Here is a 23,216-nt window from a genome sequence, read left to right on the forward strand (position 1 = left end):
GATCGCGACAGTCAGGAGCGCACAGAACAGCGCGACGCAACCCAGCGCCACGTACAGATAAAGCACTCCTGGATCATCCATAGGATTCCTATTGTTTGAGGCGCAAAGAGAGCCCTCCCGGAACCGGGCGCTCGCGTCAGTGGGTCATGACAGACGGCACTGCAAGGAGATACCACTGACCGCCGCCGTCGTCGTCATCGCTCAGGGCGCTGCCGGAGAGTTCGTCGCGAATCCGGCTAGTGCGTTGTAACACCTTCAGGTAATCGCGACCCTCGTCATGGCACTGCCCTGCCAGTCGCCGAAGTGTTGCCGCCAGCGCGGCGCGGTCGGCTTCGCGCACATCGCCTCGCGCGATGGCTCGCGCCATTGCGCCGATCTTCGCAAAATTGGCCGCCTGACGGTGCGCGGTCTCAACGGCAGCGCGCGCTATTGAGTCGAGAACGGCGTTTTCCTGCCCAAGTCGGAGATTGGATTCGATGAGTTTGGCAAGCGTCGGGGGGCATCGCTTTTCTGCATGGTGCGTCCTTCTTTCCGTGGGGGAAGGAAAATTGAGGTATTCGGAGACTGATGGTTTGATTTTTCAGTTACCGTCGACGAAAGCCCTCCCACACCCGTCATGCCGGCCGGTGAACCTCGCGAACCCGGCAAAGCTGGCGAATCCAACCGCGGTCGTGTACGGTTAGCTATCGTCCGTCACAAAATCCCTTCGTGAAACGTCTTGTGTCTGGCACCCCTTAGCCTCGTGGCCGGCTCGCCCTGCGCAAGCCCCGGCGCGCGTTGACGAGAACCACCGGAATATCCTCGACGATGAAGCCCACTCCATCCCCCACCGCTAACCAACCCCCAAAAATCGACGAAGCCACCCGCGCCTTCGACCAACTTCGTCCGCGTCTGCAAGGTATTGCGTACCGGATGCTCTCGTCGGTCGCGGAGGCCGAGGACGTGGTCCAGGACGCGTGGCTGCGCTGGCACGGCGCGGACCGCGCCAACATCGACAATCCGGAAGCATGGCTGGTGTCCGTCACGACGCGTCTGTCGATTGATCGGCTTCGCGCGGCCAAAGTGCAACGCGAGCACTACGCGGGCATTTGGCTTCCCGAGCCGCTCATCATCGACTCACCGGTCACGCCCGAGGAGATCAAGGAGCGTGCGGACGACGTATCGGTCGCCTTCCTGATCCTGCTCGAACGGCTGACACCGGAGGCGCGCGCGGCATTCCTGCTGAGAGACGTTTTCGATGCCGGTTACGACGAAGTGGCAAGCGCCATCGGCAAGAGCGAGGCCGCCTGCCGGCAGCTGGTGAGCCGTGCCAGGACGCAACTGCGCGACGAGCGGCCACGTTTCGCGGTATCGCGCGAGAGTCATCTGCGGATGCTGCAGATTTTCGCTCAGGCCTTGGAGCGAGGCGACTTTGCCGCGATCAACGGCATGCTCGCTGAAGACGCGGAACTGGTCGGCGACGGCGGCGGACGCGTGCCGAGTTTTCCGAAGCCGATGGTCGGCGGCAGGCGCATCGCGCAATTGTTCTACGCCGCGAGCGTTCGCTTTGGGAGCGCATTGCACATCGAACTGGCGGTCCTCAACGGGCAGTGGGCGTTGTTGCGATTCATCGACGGCACGTTGGAATCCGCACAGACGTACGAGACCGATGGCGAACGGATCGTGCGCATTCAGGTGCAGCGCAATCCCGACAAGCTGGTACGTCTCGCGGCAGCGTTCGGAGGTTGCTAGACGGTTTCATCCAGGGCAAGCGGAATGAGCGGGATTGGTGTCGCGCGGGCAATAGCGTGAGCACGACGGCGTGTCTACCGGGCGCGGGCGGCAAAACCTAACATGAGTTTCGTACGGCGCGTCGCCGACACCGATGTCCGGTCCCGCAGGGCGCCGGTCTTATTCCCGCCAGGAGAAATCATGAGCCAACGCATCAACTACATTCAGCAATCGCCCGAACTGTTCAAGAAGTATCTGGAGTTCAGCAACCGCCTGCACGACAGCGCGATCGAAGAATCGGTCCGTGACCTCGTCGCGATCCGCGCCTCGCAGATGAACGGCTGCGGCTTCTGTGTCGACATGCACGTGAAGCAGGCGAAGATCCACGGCGAACGCGAGCTGCGCCTGCATCATCTCGCGGCATGGCGCGAGTCGACGCTGTTCGCGCCGCGCGAGCGGGCCGCGCTCGCGTGGACCGAAATCCTCACGCGGCTGCCCGAACAAGGCGTGCCCGATGAGATCTATGAGCGCGTGCGCACGCAACTCTCGGAGAAGGAGCTATCGGACCTGACCTTCGAGGTGATGGCGATCAACGGTTGGAACCGCGCGAACGTCGCGTTCAAGACCGTGCCGGGCTCGTCGGACAAGGCGTTCGGTCTCGACAAGGCCGGCCTCGCGTAAGCGGGATCAGGCGCTATCAACAGGCATGAGTGGCGGCCGCGCATCGCGCGGCCTTCTTTACTGAGGAAACGTCATGTCAATATTGAAAAGACTCGCATTGCTGACACCGCTGCTAGGCGCGGCGTGGCTGGCGCAAGCGGCCGGGGCCGCGCCAGAAGCGGCCGTCACACCGCTGATGGAAAAGCCGCTTGCGGACTACCCCGGCAAGGAAGCATTGATGATCACGGTCGAATACCCGCCGGGCGGCGCTGATCCTGTGCACCGGCATGACGCGCATGGCTTCATCTATGTGCTGGAAGGCTCGGTGGTCATGGGCGTCAAGGGCGGCAAGGAAGTGACGCTGACGCCGGGCCAGACCTTCTACGAAGGGCCGGACGACATTCACACGGTCGGCCGGAACGCCAGCGCCACGCGGCCGGCGAAGTTCATCGTGTTTCTGCTGAAGAATCAGAACGCACCTGTGCTGATACCGGTGAAATGATTGGCCGTTCTGTGACACAGTCCGTCGATCAAAAAACGGCGGACTATGTCACAGAATGCTCGCGCGGCCCGTCTTTGGGATATGCACCCCTTCGATTCGAGCCGCCATGTCTGACATGCACACGTTGCGCCGATCTTCGGCACAGTCTTCCACTTCGTCCGGTTGCGATGATTCGCTCGCAAGCAGCTTCGCCACCAGTTACGCCGGCGTCATCGCGTTTCTCGCGGTCGCCAGCGAAGGCAGCTTCGCGAAAGCCGGCGACCGGCTCGGCATTGGCCGCTCCGCCGTGAGCCGCAACGTCCAGAAGCTCGAGGCGCAACTGGACGCACGCCTCTTTCTGCGCACCACGCGTAGCACGTCGCTGACTCGCGAAGGCGAACTCTTCTACGAGAACTGTCATCCGGGTGTGGAGCGCATCGCCCAGGCACTGGAAGAAATGCGCGAGCTTCGCCACGGGCCGCCGCGCGGCCAATTGCGCATCTGTTCGACAACCGGTTTTGGGCGCGCGATCGTCGCGCCGCTGCTACGCGGTTTTCACGAACGCTATCCCGGCATCGCGCTCGACCTGCTGCTCAACGACAGCCCCGCTAACTTCACAATCGATCGTGTCGATGTCGCGTTCCGCGACGGACGCATGGAGGACAGTCAGGTCGTCGCCAAGCAGTTGATCCCGATGCGGATGTTCGTCTGCGCATCGCCAGAATACGCGCGCATGCACGGCTTGCCACGCAGTGTGGACGAACTGGCGGGGCATCGCTGCATCAACTTGCGGATGGCATCGGGGCGCATCGGAGAATGGGAGTTCAAGGTGGGCGGCCATCCACAGCGGGTGACGCTCAACGCGCCGCACACGTTCAACGATCCGGACCTTGTGCTGCAAGCCGTCCGCGAAGGGCAGGGCATCGCGCAACTCGCCGCGTATCAGGTCTGCGACGCGCTGCGTGACGGGCTGCTGCTGTCCTGTCTCGATCAATACGCACCCGATGATCGCGGCCACTACATCTGCTACCTCAGCCGGAAACATCTGCCGACACGCATTCGTGTGTTCGTCGACTACATGACCGAGCAGACGCGCGCGCTCGACCTCGACTGCGTGACCGTGCTGCCTGCGCTCTCCTCATTGTCCGCGATGGGCGCGCGCTGATTGGTGTCGCGGCGGCAACAGGGCGAGTCGCGGCGCGGCTCTACTGCGAACCGCGCGCGACGCCTACGATCTTGTCCGTACCGTGGCCGACCGTAGCAGGCTTCGGACACAGCCGTTGCGGCGCATCGTCTACGATGCGCGCCGGACCCAGCGACATATCCAGCGGTGCATAGCGCCCGAAACTCAGTGAGGGAACATCATGAAGATCGTCGTCATTGGCGGTAGCGGACTCATCGGCAGCAAAGTCGTCAACGAGCTGCGTGCGCGCGGTCATGAAGCGGTTGCTGCGTCGCCGGCGTCGGGCGTGAATACGCTTACCGGCGAGGGGCTCGCAGAAGTGCTGACCGGCGCGCAGGTCGTTGTGGACGTCGCCAACTCGCCGTCGTTCGAAGACAACGCCGTGCTCGAATTCTTCGAGACGTCCGGGCGCAACCTGTTCGCGGCGGAAATCGCGGCGGGCGTCACGCATCACGTCGCGCTGTCGGTGGTCGGCACCGACCGGCTCGCGGAGAGTGGTTATTTCCGCGGCAAGATCGCGCAGGAGAAACTGATTCGCGTGTCCGGCGTGCCGTACACAATCGTCCATTCGACCCAGTTCCTCGAATTCCTCGGCGGTATCGTGCAATCGGGCACCGAAGGCGACACCGTGCGGCTTTCTCCCGCGTACATCCAGCCGATCTCGTCGGACGACGTCGCGCTTGCAGTCGCGGATTATCCGGTCGGCACGCCGCTGAATGGCGTCGTCGAAGTGGCGGGCCCGGAACGGTTCCGGCTCCCGGACCTCGTGCAGCGCTTCCTGAGCGCGACGCACGATCCGCGCAAGGTGATCGCGGACCCGCACGCGCGCTACTTCGGCGCTCAACTGCATGACGACACGCTGGTGCCGGGCCGCAACCCGCGCCTCGGCACGGTCAACTTCGACGCGTGGTGGTCGAATACAGCTCGCGAAAATCCTGCCCGTAGTACTTGTCGAGCAGTGAGAGCGGTGGCGGGCGCAACGGCGTCATGACGGGCGGCTTGCGGGCTATGCATCAGCGAGCGGCTTGCGAGCGGCTGAACCATTCGCTCAAGGAGAGTCCGTACAAGGCTGGCTGACGGTCGCGGCGCTCACTCGCTCGTGAGGCACGCTTGCGGCGTGCCCCACGACCCTTCGCCTACGAAAGGTGATGCACTTCCTGCAACCCGAACACCGGCGTCGGTATGCCTTCCATCCGCGCCTTCAGTTGCAGCGACAGATACTGCGAGTAATGGCGCGACTGATGCAGATTGCCGCCGTGAAACCACAGCGCCGGCTGCTGCGTGGGCTTCCACATGTTGCGCTGTTCGCCTTCCCAGGGCCCGGGGTCCTTCGTCGTATTCGAACCGAGTCCCCACACCTTGCCGACCTTGTCGGCGACTTCGCGCGAGATCAGGTCGGCGGCCCAGCCGTTCATCGAACCGTATCCGGTTGCGTAAACCACCACGTCCGCTTCGAGTTCGCTGCCGTCGCTCAGCAGCACCGAGTGCTCCTTCAGCTCCACCACGTCGACGCCGCTCTTCAGCTTGATCTTCCCGTTAGCCACCAGCTCGGACGCGCCGACATCGATGTAGTAACCCGAGCCGCGCCGCAGGTACTTCATGAATAGGCCCGAATCGTCATCGCCGAAATCGAGCATGAAGCCGCTCTTTTGGAGGCGCTCGTAGTACTCGGCGTCGCGCTCCCTGATCGCGTTGAACACCGGAATCTGGAATTCGTGAAGGATCGCGTACGGAATCGATGCGAAGGTCAGATCGGCTTTCGCGGTCGTCATTCCAGCGGCCACCGCGCGCTCCGAATAGAGATCGCCGAGCGCGAACTCCATCAGCGAGTCCGACTTGACGATGTGTGTGGACGAGCGCTGGACCATCGTCACGTCGACGCCGGCTTCCCACAGCGCGGCGCAGATGTCGTGCGCCGAATTGTTCGCACCGATCACGACGACCTTCTTGTCGCGATAGCCATCCGGGCCGGGATGCCGCGACGAATGGTGCTGCTCGCCCTTGAACACGTCCATGCCCTTGAACTTCGGCAGGTTCGGCTTGCCCGACATGCCGGTGGCGAGCACGAGCTGCTTGGGCCGTAACGTGACGTTGCGCCCGTCGCGCTCGACTTCCACGATCCATTCGCCTTTGGCCTCGTCATAGCGCGCGGACTTGCAGTTGGTCGACCCCCAGTAGTTCAGCTCCATCACCTTCGTGTACATCTCCAGCCAGTCGCCGATCTTGTCCTTCGGCGTGAACACCGGCCAGTTGTCAGGGAAGGGCAGATACGGCATGTGGTCGTACCAGACCGGATCGTGCAGGCAGAGTGTCTTGTAGCGGTTGCGCCACGCGTCGCCGGGCCGGGCGTTCTTATCGATGATGATGGTCGGCACGCCAAGCTGCCGCAGCCGCGCACCCAGACCGATCCCGCCTTGCCCGCCGCCGACGATCAGGCAATACGGCTGCGACGAGTTGCCGAGCGCGTCGAGCTCGGCCTCGCGGTTTTCCTTCCAGCTCGTGCGGTCGGGACGCGCGCCGTGCTCGGCGCCCATCGGCCGACGCTGTCCCTTCGGCTCTTCGTGGCCCTTGAGTTCGGCCATCGTCGTGAGCAGGGTCCAGATGCGTCCGTTTTTCAGGCGAATGAATCCGCTGCCGCGCGCCACGTCGGTTTCGAACGTGATCCAGCCTTGCGTCACGCCGTTCGCGTCGGTGGCGGGCTCTTCTTCTTCCGCGAGCTTCAGCTTCGAAGGCTTGATCGCGCCGAGTTGCGAATCCAGCATCGCGGCGATCTGCTCGCGGCCTTCCATGGTCTTGATGTTCCAGGTGAACGCGACCAGATCGCGCCAATAGCAATCGGGCTGGAACAGTTCGACGGCTGCCGCGGTGTCGCCGCTTTGCAGTGCGGCGTCAAGCGCTTCCAGAACGCGGGAGATCGGTCGGTTGACGTTGTTTTCAGGCATGGTTGCTCCTCCATACAGAACGGATAGTGAACTTCGATTGGAAACGCGGGTTCTGCGCCCGCTAAGGGAATCGATGCAGCGCGGCTAGCACTTGTGCGGCGGCAGGATGTGCAGCTTGGCAATGCGCCGGTATAACGTCGCGCGTGACATGCCGAGCGCCTGCGCGGCCTGCTCCGTTCGCCACTTTGCCTCGCCCATCGCGGCGACGATGCGGCTGCGTTCGAGCGCATCGCTGTCGGACATCGCGGGCGTGCCGGGTGCCTCGGCAGCGGTGGCGTTGGCGCGTTGCACTGGGGCCGCCCGTTTCGCCGGCATGCGCGCGACGGGCGGCGGCCGTACGCGTGCATAAAGCGTCGAGCCCGAGTCGTTCAGTCTGAGTGCGACGAGGCCACGGCTCGCCTTGGCGGCAAACAGGCGCTCCGGCGCAATGTCGAACAACTCGGCGACGGGACGCGGCAACTGGTTGAGCGCGGGCACGCATTCGCGCGCGCGGCGGTTCGCGGCGATCGCGTGGCCGCATGCATCGATCGCAATGAGAATTTCCGGCTGCGCTTCCACGTAGTGACGATTGCGATGCGCGAGCAGCACCCAGCAGTCCGCTGCGGCGTTCAGAAAGTACGCGTCTTCGATCAGCAGTGCACTCTGCCGCACGATATGGTTGACGAGCCGTTGGCTCTCGCGCTCGTCGGGCGAGCGCACCGCCGATGCGTCCAGCACGCCGAGCAGTTCACCGTGCAAGCCGAAGATCGGCGATGCGCTGCAGGTCAGCGTCGTGAATGCCGCGCGAAAGTGATCGGTTCGGTGCACGGTGATCGGTTCGGCGTCGAGCAGCACCGACGCAACGCCGCAGGTGCCTTCTTCGCTCTCCGACCAGCACGAGCCGAGGTAAAGACCCGCGCGCTTGAAGTCGTGGCGGCGGTCGCGATCGACGCGGTAGTCGATCGTCACGCCTTGCGCGTCGGTGAGCATCACGCAGTAGTCGGCTTCGCGCACCATTTCATGCAATCGCGACAGACACTGGCCGGACGCACGCAGGAAGGTTTCCTCACGATGCTGCACGTCGCGCAATTCGGGCGTGGTGAGAACGCGCGGACCGGCGGTCGCGCCGGGGTCGAGATGATATTGCTCCAGCGAACGCCGGTACGACGACGCGAGCCGCTTGCCGTCCGCGCCGGGCCGCATGGTCCGTCCTTCGATCACATTGCAGACGCGGTCGATATGTCGGGTCGACGGAACGTAGGGCATCACGAGCCTCCGGGCGAATACAGCGCGAATACGACGCGAGCAGCGTGCTGGAGGCATTGTGCGCCGCCTGTGGCGCCACGTGTCTCCAAAGCTGAAACGGACAACGTACAGGACGGTTTTTAACATGCGTGTTCCGGCAAATCACACTGCGCTGCACCATGGAGGCGAATGAGATTTTTTTCTCATCGGCAGGTCCGGCCCGACGGGTGGGGCGTGCCTTTTCGGGGCCGCATGACTCTGCTTGCCGGTTGGCGAAAACCCTGGAGCGCATTCGCTTGAAACAGCCATCCTGTTGGAGTGATGACAGCATAAGCGATGGGCGGAACACACCACCGTCGACTGGTTTCAGGCGGTGCCTTGCAGTCCAGTCGTCTCGGTAGTAAACCCAGTGCCCACAATTTAAGCATAGTGGTCTACTCATCACACCAACACAGCACATGTGTGATCTGTGGATTCTCGCCGAGGTCGCGAGTCACGTCGGAGGACGCAATGCAAACCGCAACGCAAACCGCTCAGGCCAGCCAGCTGGAGCGCTCGACCATACGAAAGGTGTCGATGCGGCTCGTGCCGTTCGTCGCGCTGATGTTCTTCATCAACTTCCTGGACCGCACCGCGATTTCCTTCGCGGGACCCAACGGCATGACGAAGGACCTCGGCCTCGATGCCGCGCAGTTCGGCTTTGCGGCGGGTGTGTTCTTCATCGGCTACATCTTTCTGGAAGTGCCGAGCAACCTGGCGCTGCATAAATTCGGCGCGCGCCGCTGGCTCGCGCGAATCATGGTGACGTGGGGCATCGTCGCGCTGCTGTTCACGTGGGTGAGCAGCGTGCCGGGCCTATATGCGCTGCGTTTTCTGCTGGGCGTCGCCGAAGCGGGCTTCTTCCCCGGCGCGATTCTGTTTCTGAGCACATGGGTGCCGCAGCGTCATCGCAGCCACATCCTCGCGCTGTTCTATCTCGCGCAACCGCTGACGATCGTGATCGGCGCGCCGTTTGCCGCGCTGCTGATCGGCGCGCATGGCGTGTTCGGCCTCGCCGGCTGGCGCGTGATGTTTCTCGGCGTCGCCGTGCCGGCGATCGTGATCGGCATTGTCGCGTGGTTCTATCTGGCCGACCGGCCGTCCGACGCGCGCTGGCTCACGCAGGACGAGCGCGGCTGGCTCACCGCCGAACTCGAAGCCGAGCAGCGTCAGCGCGAATCGAGCACTGTCCACCACCGGCATCACGCAGGCGCCGCGCTGAAGAGCGGCCGCGTGTGGATGTTCTCGCTGATGTACTTCGGCCTGATCTACGGCCTGTATGCGCTCGCGTTCTTTCTGCCGACCATCATCGGCGGATTCGAAGGGCAGTTCGGCTCGCATTTCAACGTGTTCCAGAAGGGCTTGATCACCGCGGTGCCGTATCTGCCCGCCGCCATCGTGCTGTTCCTCTGGAGCCGCAACGCGACGAAGCATGGCGTGCGCAACTGGCACATCGGCATTCCGGCGCTGGTCGGCGCGTTGAGTATTCCGCTCGCGCTGTTCATGAAGTCGCCATCGGCGAGCATAGCCGTCATCACGATCACCGCCTGCGCGATCTTCTCCGCGCTGCCGAACTTCTGGGCGCTGCCCGCGCGCTTTCTGTCCGGCGCGGCGGCTGCCGCGGGTATCGCGCTGATCAACACGGTCGGCAATCTGGCGGGCTTCGTCGCGCCCTACCTGACCGGCGCGATGAAAGACGCGACCGGCTCGTATCACGCGCCGATGTTCGTGGTCGGCGCCTTCATGCTGATGAGCGCCGTGCTCGCTTTCGTGTTCTGCGCCGAGCGCCGCACAGGAATGGCCGATGAATCGGCCGCTATCGCGCTCGACCCGCATGCCGGCTGAGCGTCGCGACACATACCGAACAGACACCGAACCAACACCGAACCCTTCGAAGGAGCCAGGACCATGAAAGAGAAAATCGCATTGATCGGCGCGGGCGGAAAAATGGGCTTCCGCTTGACCAGCAATCTGTTGAAATCGGACTACCGCGTGTCTCACGTCGAAGTGAGCGAGGCGGGCCGCAAGCGCCTGAAGGACGAACTGAACGTCGACTGCGTGTCCATCGACGCGGCGATCGACGGCGCGCAGGTGGTGATCCTCGCCGTGCCCGACACGCTGATCGGCAAGCTCAGTCACGAGATCGCACCGAAACTGCCGTCCGGCACGATGGTGATGACGCTCGACGCGGCCGCGCCGTTCGCCGGCCATCTGCCGAACCGGCCCGACTTGACGTATTTCGTCGCGCACCCATGCCACCCGCTGATCTTCAACGACGACCCCGATCCGAAAGCACGGCGCGATTTCTTCGGCGGCGCGTATGCGAAGCAGTCGATCACGAGCGCGTTGATGCAAGGGCCCGAGTCCGCATTCGACCTCGGTGAGGACGTGGCGATGACGATCTACCAGCCGATCCTGCGTTCATACCGGCTGAGCGTCGATCAGATGGCGCTGCTCGAACCGGGCCTCTCCGAGACGATCTGCGCGACGCTGCTCTACGTGATGCGTGAAGCGATGGACGAGACCGTGAAGCGCGGTGTGCCGAAGGAAGCGGCGCGCGATTTCCTGCTCGGCCACATGAACATCCTGAGCGCGGTGATCTTCAACGAGATTCCGGGCGCGTTCTCCGATGCGTGCAACAAGGCGATCGAGTTCGGCAAGCCGCGCTTGATGCGCGACGACTGGAAGGGCGTGTTCGAGCGCGACGAAATTGCCGAAAGCATCCGCCGCATTACCTGATGCGCACCGCGACTTCTCCTTACCGACTTTCAACGGGGACTGCATTGTGAGCGAACGCATCTACGCGACTTACTGGCTGGAAACGGGCGACGATCCACGCCGCGCCGCCGATACCATCGCGGGCGAACAGTCGAGCGGCACCTTCGTGGCGCTGCCGACCGAGACGCCCGAGCTGAAGGCGCGCTCGGGGGCGCGCGTCGAGCGGCTCGAGATTCTCGACACTGCCGACAAGCCCCATCTCGCCGGCGGTCTCGCGGCGAACCGCTATACGCGCTGCGCGCTTGAACTGTCGTGGCCCATCGAGAACTTCGGCCCGTCGTTACCGAACCTGATGTCGACCATCGCAGGCAATCTGTTCGAGTTGCGTCAGGTGTCGGGCTTGCGGCTCACCGGTTTGAAGTTGCCGCCCTCGTTCGCCGCGGCCTATCCTGGACCGGCATTCGGGATCGAAGGCACGCGTCGTCTGAGCGGTGTCACGCATGGTCCGTTGATCGGCACGATCATCAAGCCGAGCGTCGGGCTGTCGCCTGGCGAGACCGCGCAGCAGGTGCGGGAACTCGTCGAGGGCGGCGTCGATTTCATCAAGGATGACGAACTACAGGCCGACGGTTCGCACTGCCCATTCGACGAGCGTGTGAAAGCGGTGATGCACGTCGTCAACGAGCATGCGGATCGCACCGGCAAGAAGGTGATGGTGGCCTTCAATCTGACCGGCGACCTCGACCAGATGCGCCGCCGTCACGATCTCGTGCTCGAACAGGGCGGCACCTGCGTGATGGCAGTGCTCAATTCCGTGGGGCTTGTCGGTCTGCATGAATTGCGACGCCATTCGCAACTGCCGATTCATGCGCATCGCGCGGGCTGGGGTTATCTGACGCGCGGCGAAGGGCTCGGTTGGGACTACGCGCCGTGGCAGATGCTCTGGCGCCTCGCAGGTGCGGATCACATGCACGTGAACGGCTTGCGCAACAAGTTCAGCGAATCCGACGACAGTGTGATCGCCTCAGCGCGTGCGGTGCTCGCGCCGGTCATGCCGGAAGCGCCGATGACCGCGATGCCGGTGTTCAGCTCGGGCCAGACAGGTTTGCAGGCCGCTGACACCTATGCCGCGATTGGACGCGCCGACCTGATTCATACGGCGGGCGGCGGCATCTTCGGCCATCCGCAGGGCGTCGCGGCGGGCGTCGAGGCGCTGCGCGAAGCGTGGGTCGCCGCGATCGAAGGTGTGCCGCTCGAACGTCATGCCGGGCGTCATCCGTCGCTGCGTGCGGCGCTGGGCTTCTGGAAGTGAGTACGTGATGACCGATCCAGCGAAAGAAGCATTCGGCAACGGGCTGCTGCTCGCGTATTACGGCGACGACTTCACCGGTTCGACCGATGCCATGGAAGCCATGACGGCGGCAGGCGTGCCGACCGTGCTGTGCCTGGACACGCCGACGCCGGATCTGCTCACGCGCTTTCCGGACGTGCGCTGCGTCGGCCTCGCGGGTTCTTCGCGCGGCCGCAGCCCCGTATGGATGCGCGACGTGCTGCCCGCTGCATTCGCGGGGCTCGCGGCATTGGGTGCGCCGATCCTGCAATACAAGGTCTGCTCGACGTTCGATTCGTCGCCGCAAGTGGGCTCGATCGGCGCGGCCATCGACATCGGCGTGAAGCTGATGCCCGCGCAGTGGTCGCCGATGGTGGTTGGTGCGCCGCGTCTGAAGCGCTATCAGATGTTCGGCAATCTGTTTGCCGCCGTCGATGGTGTCGGCTACCGGCTCGATCGCCATCCGACCATGTCGCGCCATCCGGTCACGCCGATGGACGAAGCGGATCTGCGCGTTCATCTTGGCCGGCAGACTTCGCGACGCGTGGATCTCGTCGACATGCTGCAACTGCGCGCGGGCGAAGGCGCATCACGGGTGCGGGCATTGAGCGCGGCCGACACGCCCGTCGTGATGATCGACGTGCTCGATGACGAAACGCTCGTCGAAGCCGGGCGGCTCGTGTGGGAGCAGCGCGCGGACGGTGTGTTCACCGCGTCGTCGTCCGGGCTGCAATACGCGCTGGCCGCATACTGGCGCTCGCGTGGCTGGTTGCCCGCGACGCCTTCGTTGCCTGTTGCCAGGCCAGTCGAACAGATTGCGGCCGTGAGCGGAAGCTGCTCGCCGGTCACAGCGGTGCAGATCGCGTGGGCACGTGCGAACGGCTTTCATGTCGAACGGCTCGATCTGCATCGCGTGCTCGATCTCCGCACGGGCAATGGCGAGATTCTTCGCGCGGTCGAGGTTGCCGCCGACGCGATCCGCGCGGGCAAGAGCGTGATCGTTCACAGCGCGGAAGGGCCGGACGATCCGGCAGTGCAGGCATTCGACACGATTGCGCGCGACGCTGGCTTGACGCGGCAGGAAGCCGCGCGGAATGTCGGCGGCGCGCTGGCTGAAGTGATGCGTCAGTTGCTGGAGCGGGTCGAGCTTTCGCGCGTGGTGGTCGCGGGCGGCGACAGTTCCGGCGAAGTCGCGAGCACGTTGGGGATCGATGCGCTGAGTGTCGCCGCCGGGCTCGCGCCTGGCGCGCCGTTGTGCCGCGCATGGTCGTCGTCGGCGCGGCGCGATGGCCTTGAAATCGCGCTGAAGGGAGGCCAGATTGGCGGCGCGGACTTCTTCGGCACAGTCAGAATCGGTCGCTAGCATCTCCTCCGATTGCTTCGATGCACACCGTGCCTCGTCGCTGCAGTTCCTCGCAAAGACCTGAGAGTGTATGGTATCGTCATCAGACCAGAAGCTTGAATGACGAAAACGAAATGGGCGAGATCATCCCGCGGCGGAAACTGTACCAGGAGGTCGTGGACCGTCTGATGGAGCGTATTCGCTCGGGCGAGATCGCGCCCGGTGCCCAGTTGCCGTCGGAACGCGAACTGATGGAAATTTACGGCGTCGGGCGGCCTGCTGTCAGAGAGGCGCTGCAGACGCTCGAACGTTCGGGCATCGTCGAGATCGTGCATGGCGAACGCGCGCGCGTCGTCGTGCCCACCGCGGACCGGCTCATCGGCCAGATTGCCGGCGGCGCGATGCATCTGCTGCGCACGCATCCGGACATGCTGGAGCATCTGAAGCACGCGCGCCTCTTTCTGGAGACGGGCACCGCGCGCATGGCCGCCGAACGTGCGACCGAAGAGGACGTCGCGCGGCTGCAATTGAGCGTGGCTCAACATCGCGCATCGATGGTCAACCTCGAAGAGTTCATTGAACGCGACATGGCATTTCATCGCGAGATCGCTAAGATCAGCGGCAATCCGATTTTTCCGTCGATCGTCGAATCGCTGTTTCGCTGGGCCGGCGAATACTATCGACCGCTGGTCCGCGCACCAGGCGCAGAGGAACTGACGCTTTCGGAGCATCAGCGCATTGTCGATGCGATCGCCCGGCACGACGGCGACCAAGCTGCGGAAGCGATGCGCGCGCATCTGACTCGCGCCAACGAGCTTTATCGCACGTTGATCACGTGACGCAGCCGTGAATCAGGCGCAAGTCAGATAACCAGTTGGTTAAGCGGCTCGTATATTCCACGAGCCGAAGTTTTTTACTGGTTGAAAATGCCCGTCTTGACAGTCACGTCCGACACGCTCATCGAATAGCGCTTCACGACGTTGGACGAATCGAACAGAACGACCAGTTCTTTCTTCTCGCCGCTCTGGCTGGAGCCAAACCAGTTCACCACGGGAATGAAATTAACCCCGTCGGCGTGCATCTTCGCGAATTCATAGCGCCAGACTTCAAGTCCCGCGTCCGTGAATTCCGTTTTCTGCGGCGAGCCGAATCGTGCGCGGATTTCCTGCTTGGTGGTCTTTCCCTCTGCGATCTTTGTCGAGACCGTAGCTTCCGATTCAGAACGCAAGCTCTCATTGCCAGTGCCGGCGCAGCCAGCCAGAACCAAAGCTAGAGCAAGTACAGCGATTTTCTTCACGCATCCCCCGTATGGTCTAAAAGATTAATGAACAACGCCCGCCTGATTGTGAATAGTCGCGGGACGTCATCCATTCCTGTTATCGGGAGGCTGTAAGAAAAATTAAGGGTTGAGGAAATAAATTTTCCGCTTTCGCTTTGCACGGCCATAACGTGAGTACGACAAACAGCACGGGAATAGTGGTCGCTGGTTAGTCACTGCTGACGCTGCCGGCAAAGCCCATTGGCGCGAATGAGGAACTCTGAAAGCTGCCGAAAAAGGCCGCACGTTGCCGGGAGCGAAGTCGTCGTGACCGACAGCGCCATGCCGACGAGCAGCGGGTTCGCCGTGTCGAAGGTCATGAACTGCGGATCGCTGCCCAGCAGCGCAACAGCGTACCGAAGAAGAACACGCGGTGGGCCTCAGACTCAAGCGGGCGCGCCCCGCGACGAATACATCAACCAGACGCCGGCCACCAGCAGCGCGGCGCCGGAGACAGTCTTGAACGACAAACCATCGCCGGTCCATAGACTGAACAGGTATAGCTCGATCACGGTGACCGCCACCATCACCGGATACGCGATGCTCAACTCGACACGCTTGAGCGCCAGCGCATATAACAGGAAACCGACACCATAAGCGCCCAGCGCCGCGCCGCGTATCAGATTTGGCCGCGCGAACAGCAGGGTGGTCAGGTCGTCGCTCACGACCGCATACTGGCTCGCCACACGCAGCAGAATGCTGGCGACCGCGCTGCACGAGCCGCTAATCAGAAGCAACAGAATCGACATGGGTCAACGCGTCCACTCAGATCGCCAGCATGACGGAAAGCACGCACAGACTGATGACGATCAGGCTCGTGCGGTCCTTGATGGCGAACACGATCGGGTCATCGTTCATCTGGCCGCGAAACGCGAGCATCCAGACACGGCTGATCCAGTAGAGCAACAGGCCGAACAGCACCCACAGCGCGGGCTTGTGGCTATACAGCGTGCTGATTTCGGGCGAGTTCATGTAGAGCGCCAGCACCAGCACGGCCGCATAGGCGGAGGCCGTGCCGAATGCGCACAGAATCATGATGTCCTGCGCGAGATAGCCGCGCCCGGCCGCCGCCTGCTTGCCGCTGCGCACCAACGCGTCGAGTTCGGTATAGCGCTTGACCATCGCAAGGCTGAGGAACAGCAAGCCCGAGAACAGCACCAGCCAGTACGACAGCACGATTTCGTCGGCCGCGCCGCCTGCGACGATGCGCGCGGTATAGAGACCGGCCAGCGTGAACACGTCGATCAGAATGTGGCGCTTGAGGAAGAACGAATAGGCGAGGGTGGCGCCGAAATAGCTTGCCAGCACCAGCGCGAATCTGGCGGGCAACAGCACGGCGAGTGCAGCACTGCCGATCATCAGCACGAACGACAGCCCGAGTCCGAGCGACACCGGTAATTGGCCCGACGCGAACGGCCGGTTGCGTTTGCGCGCGTGGCGGCGATCGGCGTCGAGATCGAGCAGATCGTTGAGCAGATAGACCGACGACGCGCACAAGCTGAACGACGCGAACGCGATGGCCGCGTGGACGATCGACGGGACATCGGTGAAATGATGGGACGCGAGCAGTGGCACGAAGATCAACAGGTTCTTGACCCACTGATACACGCGCATTTCCTTGGCAATCAGCCGCAGCAGCGCGCTTTTCTTTTCGAAGAACACGATGCTGCCGTTCACCTTGGCGGCGGCCGCGGCAATCCGTTTGGTCCCCACGACGATCGCGCGGCGCGATTGCACCCACACCGGTATGTCGATCATCGCGTCGCCGCAATAGTCGAAACCGTGTGGACCGAACCGGCCGACCAAGGCCTCGGCCTTGTTCTTGCCGGACAGGTTGTGCGCGTCGTTACTTGCCATCACGCCGTCGAAGATGCCGAAATGGTCGGCGATTTTCTGCGCAAGGCTCCAGTTGGCCGCGGTGCATAGGAACAGGCTGCGGCCTTGTGCCTTCTGTTCGCTCAAATAGGCCAGCAGTGCGGCGTTGTACGGCAGCACGGCGATGTCCATCGCGACGCGCTTAGCGATCTGCGTCTTCAGCCACGCCTTGCTCTTGAGCAGCCAGAAAAAGCACATGAAGATATACAGCGGGTTCTGCTTGACGAGTACGAGAAACGATTCGATCAGCAGATCGGTGTCCGTGAAGGTGTGATCGAGATCGACGCACAGCGGCACGTTCTCGCCGTCGTTGGCGGCGAAGCCGTCGCCGAGCGGCACGCTCATGCTGCCCGTGCTGCCTGCCACCCCAAAGCCGGCCAGCGCCGCGCCGCGGCTGCTGTTCGCAAGGTAATACGCAGTCGTCGTATCAAGTGCTCGTGTGTCTTTGCGCATGCGTGGCTCCTCCATTCCATGAAGAGCTTAGTGACCGTGCCCGCAAAGATATGTGCGCTAAGCGACGCACGCGGATCGGCGCCTCGACTGGATTCAGCGGGTCCAGGCGCTTTCGCGCTGCGTGCGGCGGATAGGTCCGATGTTTGGATGCCTGGCTCGGTAAAAGTTAAGTTGACGCCCCGCTTGCGCGCGTGTTCCCGCAAGACGGGCGACGGATGCGCTCCAACGCACATATCGGAGCAGGGGGAATCGTTAGGCTAGCTCGAGCGGTCCGGGGGCGAGTGCGGCGACGGGTCGGCCGCCGAGGGTTCTGGTGCTTCATACAACGCAGGTTTTGCCGATCTTCGCGCGAGTGACATTCGTCGGGACGCGACTTCCAATTCCGCATCGCATCGATTGATGCATCGCCGGGCCGGTCGGGTCGCGACGCGTTTCAGCGTCTTCAAGGACAGTCCCGGCAAGCAACGATTGCCTCACCGGCCGCCGAGCGACCGGGCATGCAATAACGCGTGCGCGCCATCGCTCGAGTTCGGCATGCGAGCCGGTTACTCCTGCAGTTCGCAAGTTTTCAACTCATACATCGCACAGTGGGGGCTTCATGTTCAATACAAGGGCTATCCGCGCGAAGTCGGGATTGAGCTTCAGTGCAGGTGCAATCATCCTTCTCGTGATTGCGGTGGGCTGCCTCGCGATACACGTCCTGCACCTCTACGTGAAGTTTCGCGCGAACCCGCCCGATGCGTTCGGCGACTTCAATTTCTATCTTTACGCATTCAACACGGTGCTGGAAGATCCGGCGCGCCTCTACGATCACGACGGGCTCGTTGCGTTCTTGCAGGGCATCGGCGCACGCTCCACCGGCGACGATGTCTTCTATGCCTATCCTCCACAGTTTGCGCTGCTTTTTTCGCCGCTCGCGCTGCTCACGCCGCTCGCCGCGAAGTTTGTCTGGATGTCGATGTCGCTTGTGCTGTTCGCGATTGGCGTGCTGCTTATCGTGAAGATGGCGTATCGCGGCGACGAGCGCGGCGTGCCCATATTGCTGGTGGCGATCGCGCTGTTGAGCTTCCCGCTGGTGGAAGATGCGTACGATGGTCAGTCGAACCAATTGCTGTTCTTTCTGCTAGCCGCCACCTTTTTCCTGGTCGATCGCGGCAACCGGTACGTTGCCGGCCTCGTCCTCGGACTGGCGATCGTGCTCAAGCTCACGCCGCTCGCCATCGCCGGCTTGCTGCTGCTGCGGCGCGAATGGCGTACTTTCATCGCCGCCATGGTCGTGTCGATCGCACTCACGGTGATTACCGCGGTTCAAGTGGGCCCGGGCGTTGTGTTGCAGTACTTCCTGTCGGACATGCCGCGCCTGAGTGCACTGAATCAACTGGTGGGCGGCGGGGGCCTGCCGAGCAACAATTCGCTCAGAGGCGCATTCCAGACACTCTCGGCGCAAATCGGCATGCCGATGTCGAGCGACATGCTCACACTCGTGTCGCTCGCGTTTGCGCTGGCCGCGTGCCTGCTTTCCGCGTATCTCGTGTTTCGCCGCCACGAGGACAGTCGGATGGACTACGCGCTCGCCGCGATGACGATGTTGATGGCTTACCCGGTGCTCGAACCGATTCACCTCCTGGTTGCGCTGATCCCATTGTTGATTCTGTTCGGCACCGCGCTCGAATCGGAAAGCAGGCAGCTTTCCGCGATCAAACCCAAAGTGGAATTGCTGTTGGCGGCAATCGCCGTGCTGATCCTGTTCTTCGCGGCGAAGTTCGTGTCTTACACCGTCGCGTCGCTGATCATTTACGGGCTATGCGTCGCGCGCTATTTTGCGCCGAAGGTGGTGCGTCGCCGGCATCGCCCGACGCGGTTCGCGTGACCGGTCGGGTGAGGGGAGCCGCTACGCCTGCTCCCCCACCTCGCGCTTCAGATCGAGCGCGATGAAATCGACGAACGCGCGAATGCGATTGGACATCTGATGCCGCTGCGAATAGACCGCGAAGATATCGGCGTTCGGTGTTTCGTGATCGGGAAGCACGCGAACCAGCGAGCCGTCTGCCAGATACTGCTTGATATCCCATTCGGCCCGCATCAGGATGCCGTGTCCTTCGAGCGCCCATTTGACGGCGATTTCGCCGTCATTGGTCGTTAGCGTGCCTTTGATCCGCACCGCCTCCGTCTTGCGGGCCGCGCCTCTGCCCGACGTCAACCGCCATACTCCATAAGCTTCGTCACCCTGCCGGATGCCGACGCAGTTGTGCCGCGTGAGGTCATGCGCGGTTACCGGCATGCCGTGCGCGGCAATATACGAGGGCGCTGCGCACAGCAGCCGCCGGTTCGCGGCGAGACGTCTCGCGACCACCCGCGTATCGGGCGGCTCGCCGAAGCGGATGCAGACGTCGAACGTGTCGTCGGTCAAAGGCGGCGGCGTCACCGACAACTGAAGTTGCACGGACACCTGCGGATACTTCGCGACGAACCGCGAGATCGCTGGCGCGACGTGGCTGCGTCCAAAGCCGAGCGTCGCGTTCACACGCAGCAATCCCTTCGGACTTTCCCTTGCCGTTCCAAGCAGCTCCGACAGCTGAGCGATCTCGTCGAGAATCCGGCGCGCGTGCTCCACATAAAGCTCACCCTCGGGCGTGAGCATCATCCTGCGCGTGGTCCGGTTGATGAGCGCCACGCCCGCGCGGCTCTCCATTTGCGTCAGGTGCTTGCTGACGGCAGCCGGCGTCAGCCCCAATTCGCGCGCGGCCTCGCTCAGGCTGCCCGACGCCGCAAGCGTCGAAAAAAAACTCAAATCGGCCGGTTGGACGGTCTCGCGCATCGCGTGAACTTGTGAATTAAATTTAAAGATGGTTTGAGTTTAGCACCGGTTTTGGAGTCCGGATGTAGGTAAAGTTCAGTCACACCCAACACCATGAAGGACGGAGACATGAAAACCTATCGCATCGCGACGATTCCGGGCGACGGCATCGGCAAGGAGGTCGTGCCGGCCGGTCAGCAGGTTCTCGAGGCGCTCGCGAATTCAGATAAGTCGTTCGCATTCGAGTTCGAAGACTTCGACTGGGGCGGCGACTATTACCGCAAGCACGGCGTGATGATGCCGGAGAATGGTCTGGACGCGATTCGCGACAAGGACGCGATTCTGTTCGGCTCGGCGGGCGACCCCGATATTCCCGACCACATCACGCTGTGGGGCCTGCGCCTGAAGATCTGCCAGGGCCTCGATCAATACGCGAACGTGCGGCCGACCCGCATCCTGCCGGGCATCGACGCGCCGCTCAAGCGCTGCAAGCCGGAAGACCTGAACTGGGTGATCGTCCGCGAGAACTCCGAGGGCGAATATTCGGGCGTGGGCGGCCGGGTCCATCAAGGGCATCCGATCGAAGCGGCCACGGACGTTTCGATCCTGACTCGCGCCGGCGTCGAGCGGATCATGCGCTTCGCGTTCCGGCTTGCGCAATCGCGTCCGCGCAAGCTGCTGACCGTCATCACGAAGAGCAACGCCCAACGCCACGCGATGGTGATGTGGGACGAGATCGCCCTCGAAATTTCGAAGGAATTCCCGGACGTCAAATGGGACAAGGAGTTGGTGGACGCGTCGACCGCGCGCATGGTCAACCGTCCCGAGTCGCTCGATACGATCGTCGCGACCAATCTGCATGCGGACATTCTCAGCGATCTGGCCGCAGCCCTTGCCGGCAGTCTTGGGATCGCGCCGACCGGCAATATCGACCCTGAGCGCCGCTATCCGTCGATGTTCGAGCCGATTCACGGCTCCGCCTTCGACATCATGGGCAAGGGGCTTGCCAATCCGGTCGGCACTTTCTGGTCGGTCGTGATGCTGCTCGAACATCTCGGCGAATTCGACGCGGCAACGCGTGTGATGCAGGCCGTCGAAAAAGTCACCGCCGACAAGTCTCTCCACACACGCGACCTCGGCGGCACCGCGACGACGGTTCAGGTCACCGACGCCGTCTGTGCGCTGCTCGAAAAGGCCGCGATCCCCGCGAGCCACGCGGCGTAAGCAAGACTGAATTGAACGCCCGGCGCGGCACGTTCGCCCGAGGGCGGGCGTGCACAGCGAGCAGTCGCGACAGCACGATGCGCGCACATGACCGCAGCGGTTCGCGGGCCGGATCGACTCTTCCCGACGCTCTGAAGACGATGAAGCGGGCCCGCGAGCGCGGCATCCGCGCGTCCGAGCGCCTCGACAACAACGACGCTCACGGCTTCTTTCAGGCGCTTGGCGACTCGGCCGTCACCGGGCCGACGCTGACCAGCGTCAACGATTTCGTGCCATCTTCATCGCCGCGCAGCACGGCGAACTTTCCGGGAGCCGATAAAGATGCGCCGCACTCGTAATGCCAAAATCGTCGCTACGCTGGGTCCCGCGAGCACGAGTCACGACACCATCGAAGCGCTGTTCAATGCAGGAGCCGATGTCTTCCGGCTGAACTTCAGCCACGGCACGCACGACGATCATCAGCGTCGCCTCGAAGTCATCCGGTCCATCGAGACGAGCATGGGTCGACCCATTGGCGTGCTGCTCGATCTTCAGGGACCGAAGCTGCGGATCGGTACGTTTGCGCACGGCCCGATTTTCCTGGAGAAGGGCGCTACGTTTCGACTCGACCTCGATTCGAAGACGCCCGGCGGCGTTAACCGCGTTTCGCTTCCACACCCCGAAATCTTCGCAGCCCTGAACGCGCAGACCAACCTGTTGCTCGACGATGGCCGCGTGCAGTTGCGCGTCGAGCGGTGCGGGCCGGACTTCGCCGAAACGACCGTGATCGTCGGCGGGCCGCTGTCCGAGCACAAGGGCGTCAACGTTCCCGATGTGGTGCTGCCGCTCTCGGCGATGACGGAGAAGGATCGCCGCGATCTGGAATTCGGCCTCACGCTGGGCATCGACTGGCTGGCGCTTTCTTTTGTGCAACGCGTCGAAGATATTCGCGAGGTCCGCAAGATCGTCGGCGACCGGATCGGGATCGTCGCGAAGCTGGAGAAGCCGGCGGCGATCGGCTGCCTCGATGCGATCGTCGACGAGGCGGATGCCGTGATGGTCGCGCGCGGCGACCTTGGCGTCGAAATGCCGGCCGAGCAGGTGCCTGCGATCCAGAAGCGAATCGTTCGCGCGTGCCGCAAGGCCGGCAAACCGGTCATCGTCGCGACGCAAATGCTCGAATCGATGGTTACGGCGCCAGTGCCCACGCGGGCCGAAGCCTCGGATGTCGCGACCGCCATCTACGACGGCGCGGACGCCGTGATGCTGTCGGCCGAATCGGCAAGCGGCAGATACCCTGTCGAAGCCGTGCGCATGATGGATCTCATCATCTCGCAAACCGAACGCGACCCTTACTACCGCGAAGTCATCGCGGCGTCGCACGCGGCGCCTCGCGCCAACACCTCGGATGCGATCGGCTACGCGATGCGGCACGTCACAGGCCTCCTGAACGCGGTCGCGACGGTTGCGTACACCAGCTCCGGCTACTCGGCGCTGCGCATGGCGCGCGAGCGGCCGTGCGCGCCGATCGTCGGCATGACGCCGCAGACCGGGACGGCACGTCGTCTGGCGCTGGTTTGGGGTGTCCACCCCATCGTGTGCAAGGAAGTCGTCGATGCGCTCGAAGTGAGCGAGCTTGCCTGCGACACCGTGCGCGACGAAGGTTTCGGCGCAAGCGGCCAGACCGTCGTAATCTCCGCCGGCATGCCGTTCGGCACGCCCGGCACGACCAACCTTCTGCGCATTGCGCAAATCCAGTGAGGCATCGAATGGCACCCATCAGGGACCTTCACGGCTTCTTCGAGCTGCCCGATTCTCGGCGCAGCGGCGCCAGGGTGCTGGCTTCAGAAGTCCGATAAGAAGCGCCGCGCAGACGGCTAGCGGACGACGTACCGATAACACCGCACCTTCCCATAGAGCACTGCTCGACCTCCAAGGAGG

Annotated in this window: 22 protein-coding genes; 14 read left to right on the forward strand and 8 right to left on the reverse strand. The window is 63.2% G+C overall.

What is annotated here, in order from left to right; genetic code table 11:
- Positions 1-136 precede the first annotated feature (136 nt).
- Positions 137-367 carry a hypothetical protein gene (locus P0D89_RS26400; RefSeq protein WP_408360199.1) on the reverse strand — a complete coding sequence of 77 codons (231 nt, stop codon included), beginning with the start codon at positions 365-367 and terminating at the stop codon, positions 137-139.
- Positions 368-795: 428 nt separating this feature from the next.
- Here P0D89_RS26400 and P0D89_RS26405 point away from each other — a divergent pair, with 428 nt between their 5' ends.
- From P0D89_RS26405 to P0D89_RS26425, 5 genes are all read left to right on the forward strand, one after another.
- On the forward strand, positions 796-1,731 hold the full coding sequence (locus P0D89_RS26405; RefSeq protein WP_408360222.1) for an RNA polymerase sigma-70 factor: 936 nt from the start codon (positions 796-798) through the stop codon (positions 1,729-1,731).
- Positions 1,732-1,911: 180 nt separating this feature from the next.
- Positions 1,912-2,391 carry a carboxymuconolactone decarboxylase family protein gene (locus P0D89_RS26410; protein WP_408360197.1) on the forward strand — a complete coding sequence of 160 codons (480 nt, stop codon included), beginning with the start codon at positions 1,912-1,914 and terminating at the stop codon, positions 2,389-2,391.
- Positions 2,392-2,464: 73 nt separating this feature from the next.
- Positions 2,465-2,872: a cupin domain-containing protein gene (locus tag P0D89_RS26415; protein WP_408360195.1), complete on the forward strand. Its 408-nt coding sequence runs from the start codon at positions 2,465-2,467 to the stop codon at positions 2,870-2,872.
- Positions 2,873-2,987: 115 nt separating this feature from the next.
- Positions 2,988-4,016, forward strand: coding sequence for a LysR family transcriptional regulator (locus P0D89_RS26420; RefSeq protein WP_408360220.1), 1,029 nt, complete (start codon positions 2,988-2,990; stop codon positions 4,014-4,016).
- A 199-nt stretch (positions 4,017-4,215) separates the two neighbouring features.
- Positions 4,216-5,025 carry an SDR family oxidoreductase gene (locus P0D89_RS26425; RefSeq protein WP_408360193.1) on the forward strand — a complete coding sequence of 270 codons (810 nt, stop codon included), beginning with the start codon at positions 4,216-4,218 and terminating at the stop codon, positions 5,023-5,025.
- A 145-nt stretch (positions 5,026-5,170) separates the two neighbouring features.
- Here the strand turns inward: P0D89_RS26425 and P0D89_RS26430 are convergent, their stop codons facing one another.
- On the reverse strand, positions 5,171-6,976 hold the full coding sequence (locus P0D89_RS26430; protein WP_408360191.1) for an NAD(P)-binding domain-containing protein: 1,806 nt from the start codon (positions 6,974-6,976) through the stop codon (positions 5,171-5,173).
- Between the two features lie 84 nt (positions 6,977-7,060).
- On the reverse strand, positions 7,061-8,221 hold the full coding sequence (locus P0D89_RS26435; RefSeq protein WP_408360189.1) for a GAF domain-containing protein: 1,161 nt from the start codon (positions 8,219-8,221) through the stop codon (positions 7,061-7,063).
- Between the two features lie 489 nt (positions 8,222-8,710).
- Here P0D89_RS26435 and P0D89_RS26440 point away from each other — a divergent pair, with 489 nt between their 5' ends.
- The 5 genes from P0D89_RS26440 to P0D89_RS26460 all read left to right on the forward strand — a co-directional run bounded on the left by P0D89_RS26440 (position 8,711) and on the right by P0D89_RS26460 (position 14,468).
- On the forward strand, positions 8,711-10,084 hold the full coding sequence (locus P0D89_RS26440; protein ID WP_408360187.1) for an MFS transporter: 1,374 nt from the start codon (positions 8,711-8,713) through the stop codon (positions 10,082-10,084).
- A 63-nt stretch (positions 10,085-10,147) separates the two neighbouring features.
- Entirely contained in the window at positions 10,148-10,978 is an 831-nt protein-coding gene (locus P0D89_RS26445) for a phosphogluconate dehydrogenase C-terminal domain-containing protein (RefSeq protein WP_408360185.1), read from the forward strand.
- A gap of 46 nt (positions 10,979-11,024) precedes the next feature.
- Entirely contained in the window at positions 11,025-12,269 is a 1,245-nt protein-coding gene (locus P0D89_RS26450) for a ribulose-bisphosphate carboxylase large subunit family protein (RefSeq protein ID WP_408360183.1), read from the forward strand.
- Between the two features lie 7 nt (positions 12,270-12,276).
- Entirely contained in the window at positions 12,277-13,650 is a 1,374-nt protein-coding gene (gene oiaK / locus P0D89_RS26455) for a 3-oxo-isoapionate kinase OiaK (protein WP_408360218.1), read from the forward strand.
- Positions 13,651-13,763: 113 nt separating this feature from the next.
- Positions 13,764-14,468, forward strand: a complete 705-nt coding sequence (locus tag P0D89_RS26460; protein ID WP_408360181.1) for a transcriptional regulator NanR — start codon at positions 13,764-13,766, stop codon at positions 14,466-14,468.
- A 74-nt stretch (positions 14,469-14,542) separates the two neighbouring features.
- Here P0D89_RS26460 and P0D89_RS26465 read toward each other — a convergent pair whose 3' ends face one another.
- From P0D89_RS26465 to P0D89_RS26480, 4 genes are all read right to left on the reverse strand, one after another.
- Positions 14,543-14,926, reverse strand: coding sequence for an SEN1984 family lipoprotein (locus P0D89_RS26465; RefSeq protein WP_408360179.1), 384 nt, complete (start codon positions 14,924-14,926; stop codon positions 14,543-14,545).
- Positions 14,927-15,120: 194 nt separating this feature from the next.
- The gene (locus P0D89_RS26470) at positions 15,121-15,267 is read right to left on the reverse strand and encodes a hypothetical protein (RefSeq protein ID WP_408360177.1); all 147 of its coding nucleotides are present in this window, start codon (positions 15,265-15,267) and stop codon (positions 15,121-15,123) included.
- A 66-nt stretch (positions 15,268-15,333) separates the two neighbouring features.
- Positions 15,334-15,696, reverse strand: a complete 363-nt coding sequence (locus tag P0D89_RS26475; RefSeq protein WP_408360175.1) for a DMT family transporter — start codon at positions 15,694-15,696, stop codon at positions 15,334-15,336.
- Between the two features lie 16 nt (positions 15,697-15,712).
- Positions 15,713-17,275, reverse strand: coding sequence for a UbiA family prenyltransferase (locus P0D89_RS26480; protein ID WP_408360173.1), 1,563 nt, complete (start codon positions 17,273-17,275; stop codon positions 15,713-15,715).
- A 598-nt stretch (positions 17,276-17,873) separates the two neighbouring features.
- Between P0D89_RS26480 and P0D89_RS26485 the strand changes: the two genes are divergently transcribed.
- Positions 17,874-19,145, forward strand: coding sequence for a glycosyltransferase family 87 protein (locus tag P0D89_RS26485; RefSeq protein WP_408377468.1), 1,272 nt, complete (start codon positions 17,874-17,876; stop codon positions 19,143-19,145).
- A gap of 21 nt (positions 19,146-19,166) precedes the next feature.
- Here the strand turns inward: P0D89_RS26485 and P0D89_RS26490 are convergent, their stop codons facing one another.
- Entirely contained in the window at positions 19,167-20,093 is a 927-nt protein-coding gene (locus P0D89_RS26490; protein WP_408360167.1) for a LysR family transcriptional regulator, read from the reverse strand.
- A 108-nt stretch (positions 20,094-20,201) separates the two neighbouring features.
- Here P0D89_RS26490 and P0D89_RS26495 point away from each other — a divergent pair, with 108 nt between their 5' ends.
- From P0D89_RS26495 to pyk, 3 genes are all read left to right on the forward strand, one after another.
- Positions 20,202-21,296, forward strand: coding sequence for a tartrate dehydrogenase (locus P0D89_RS26495; RefSeq protein ID WP_408360165.1), 1,095 nt, complete (start codon positions 20,202-20,204; stop codon positions 21,294-21,296).
- Positions 21,297-21,373: 77 nt separating this feature from the next.
- Entirely contained in the window at positions 21,374-21,634 is a 261-nt protein-coding gene (locus tag P0D89_RS26500) for an MOFRL family protein (protein WP_408360163.1), read from the forward strand.
- Positions 21,618-23,036: a pyruvate kinase gene (pyk, locus tag P0D89_RS26505; protein ID WP_408377470.1), complete on the forward strand. Its 1,419-nt coding sequence runs from the start codon at positions 21,618-21,620 to the stop codon at positions 23,034-23,036. The genes P0D89_RS26500 and pyk overlap by 17 nt, the downstream gene beginning before the upstream one ends.
- The last annotated feature ends 180 nt before the right edge of the window (positions 23,037-23,216 follow it).

It is taken from the genome of Paraburkholderia sp. RL18-085-BIA-A (assembly GCF_046027075.1).
Classification (GTDB): Bacteria; Pseudomonadota; Gammaproteobacteria; order Burkholderiales; family Burkholderiaceae; genus Paraburkholderia.

Bases quoted from the DNA above. Each gene is read 5' to 3' on its own strand.
- P0D89_RS26400 (WP_408360199.1), bottom strand. From the start codon at position 367: ATGGCGCGAGCCATCGCGCGAGGCGATGTGCGCGAAGCCGACCGCGCC.
- P0D89_RS26410 (WP_408360197.1), top strand. From the start codon at position 1,912: ATGAGCCAACGCATCAACTACATTCAGCAATCGCCCGAACTGTTCAAG.
- P0D89_RS26415 (WP_408360195.1), top strand. From the start codon at position 2,465: ATGTCAATATTGAAAAGACTCGCATTGCTGACACCGCTGCTAGGCGCG.
- P0D89_RS26420 (WP_408360220.1), top strand. From the start codon at position 2,988: ATGCACACGTTGCGCCGATCTTCGGCACAGTCTTCCACTTCGTCCGGT.
- P0D89_RS26425 (WP_408360193.1), top strand. From the start codon at position 4,216: ATGAAGATCGTCGTCATTGGCGGTAGCGGACTCATCGGCAGCAAAGTC.
- P0D89_RS26430 (WP_408360191.1), bottom strand. From the start codon at position 6,976: ATGCCTGAAAACAACGTCAACCGACCGATCTCCCGCGTTCTGGAAGCG.
- P0D89_RS26435 (WP_408360189.1), bottom strand. From the start codon at position 8,221: ATGCCCTACGTTCCGTCGACCCGACATATCGACCGCGTCTGCAATGTG.
- P0D89_RS26440 (WP_408360187.1), top strand. From the start codon at position 8,711: ATGCAAACCGCAACGCAAACCGCTCAGGCCAGCCAGCTGGAGCGCTCG.
- P0D89_RS26445 (WP_408360185.1), top strand. From the start codon at position 10,148: ATGAAAGAGAAAATCGCATTGATCGGCGCGGGCGGAAAAATGGGCTTC.
- oiaK (WP_408360218.1), top strand. From the start codon at position 12,277: ATGACCGATCCAGCGAAAGAAGCATTCGGCAACGGGCTGCTGCTCGCG.
- P0D89_RS26460 (WP_408360181.1), top strand. From the start codon at position 13,764: ATGGGCGAGATCATCCCGCGGCGGAAACTGTACCAGGAGGTCGTGGAC.
- P0D89_RS26470 (WP_408360177.1), bottom strand. From the start codon at position 15,267: ATGACCTTCGACACGGCGAACCCGCTGCTCGTCGGCATGGCGCTGTCG.
- P0D89_RS26475 (WP_408360175.1), bottom strand. From the start codon at position 15,696: ATGTCGATTCTGTTGCTTCTGATTAGCGGCTCGTGCAGCGCGGTCGCC.
- P0D89_RS26480 (WP_408360173.1), bottom strand. From the start codon at position 17,275: ATGCGCAAAGACACACGAGCACTTGATACGACGACTGCGTATTACCTT.
- P0D89_RS26485 (WP_408377468.1), top strand. From the start codon at position 17,874: ATGTTCAATACAAGGGCTATCCGCGCGAAGTCGGGATTGAGCTTCAGT.
- P0D89_RS26490 (WP_408360167.1), bottom strand. From the start codon at position 20,093: ATGCGCGAGACCGTCCAACCGGCCGATTTGAGTTTTTTTTCGACGCTT.
- P0D89_RS26495 (WP_408360165.1), top strand. From the start codon at position 20,202: ATGAAAACCTATCGCATCGCGACGATTCCGGGCGACGGCATCGGCAAG.
- P0D89_RS26500 (WP_408360163.1), top strand. From the start codon at position 21,374: ATGCGCGCACATGACCGCAGCGGTTCGCGGGCCGGATCGACTCTTCCC.
- pyk (WP_408377470.1), top strand. From the start codon at position 21,618: ATGCGCCGCACTCGTAATGCCAAAATCGTCGCTACGCTGGGTCCCGCG.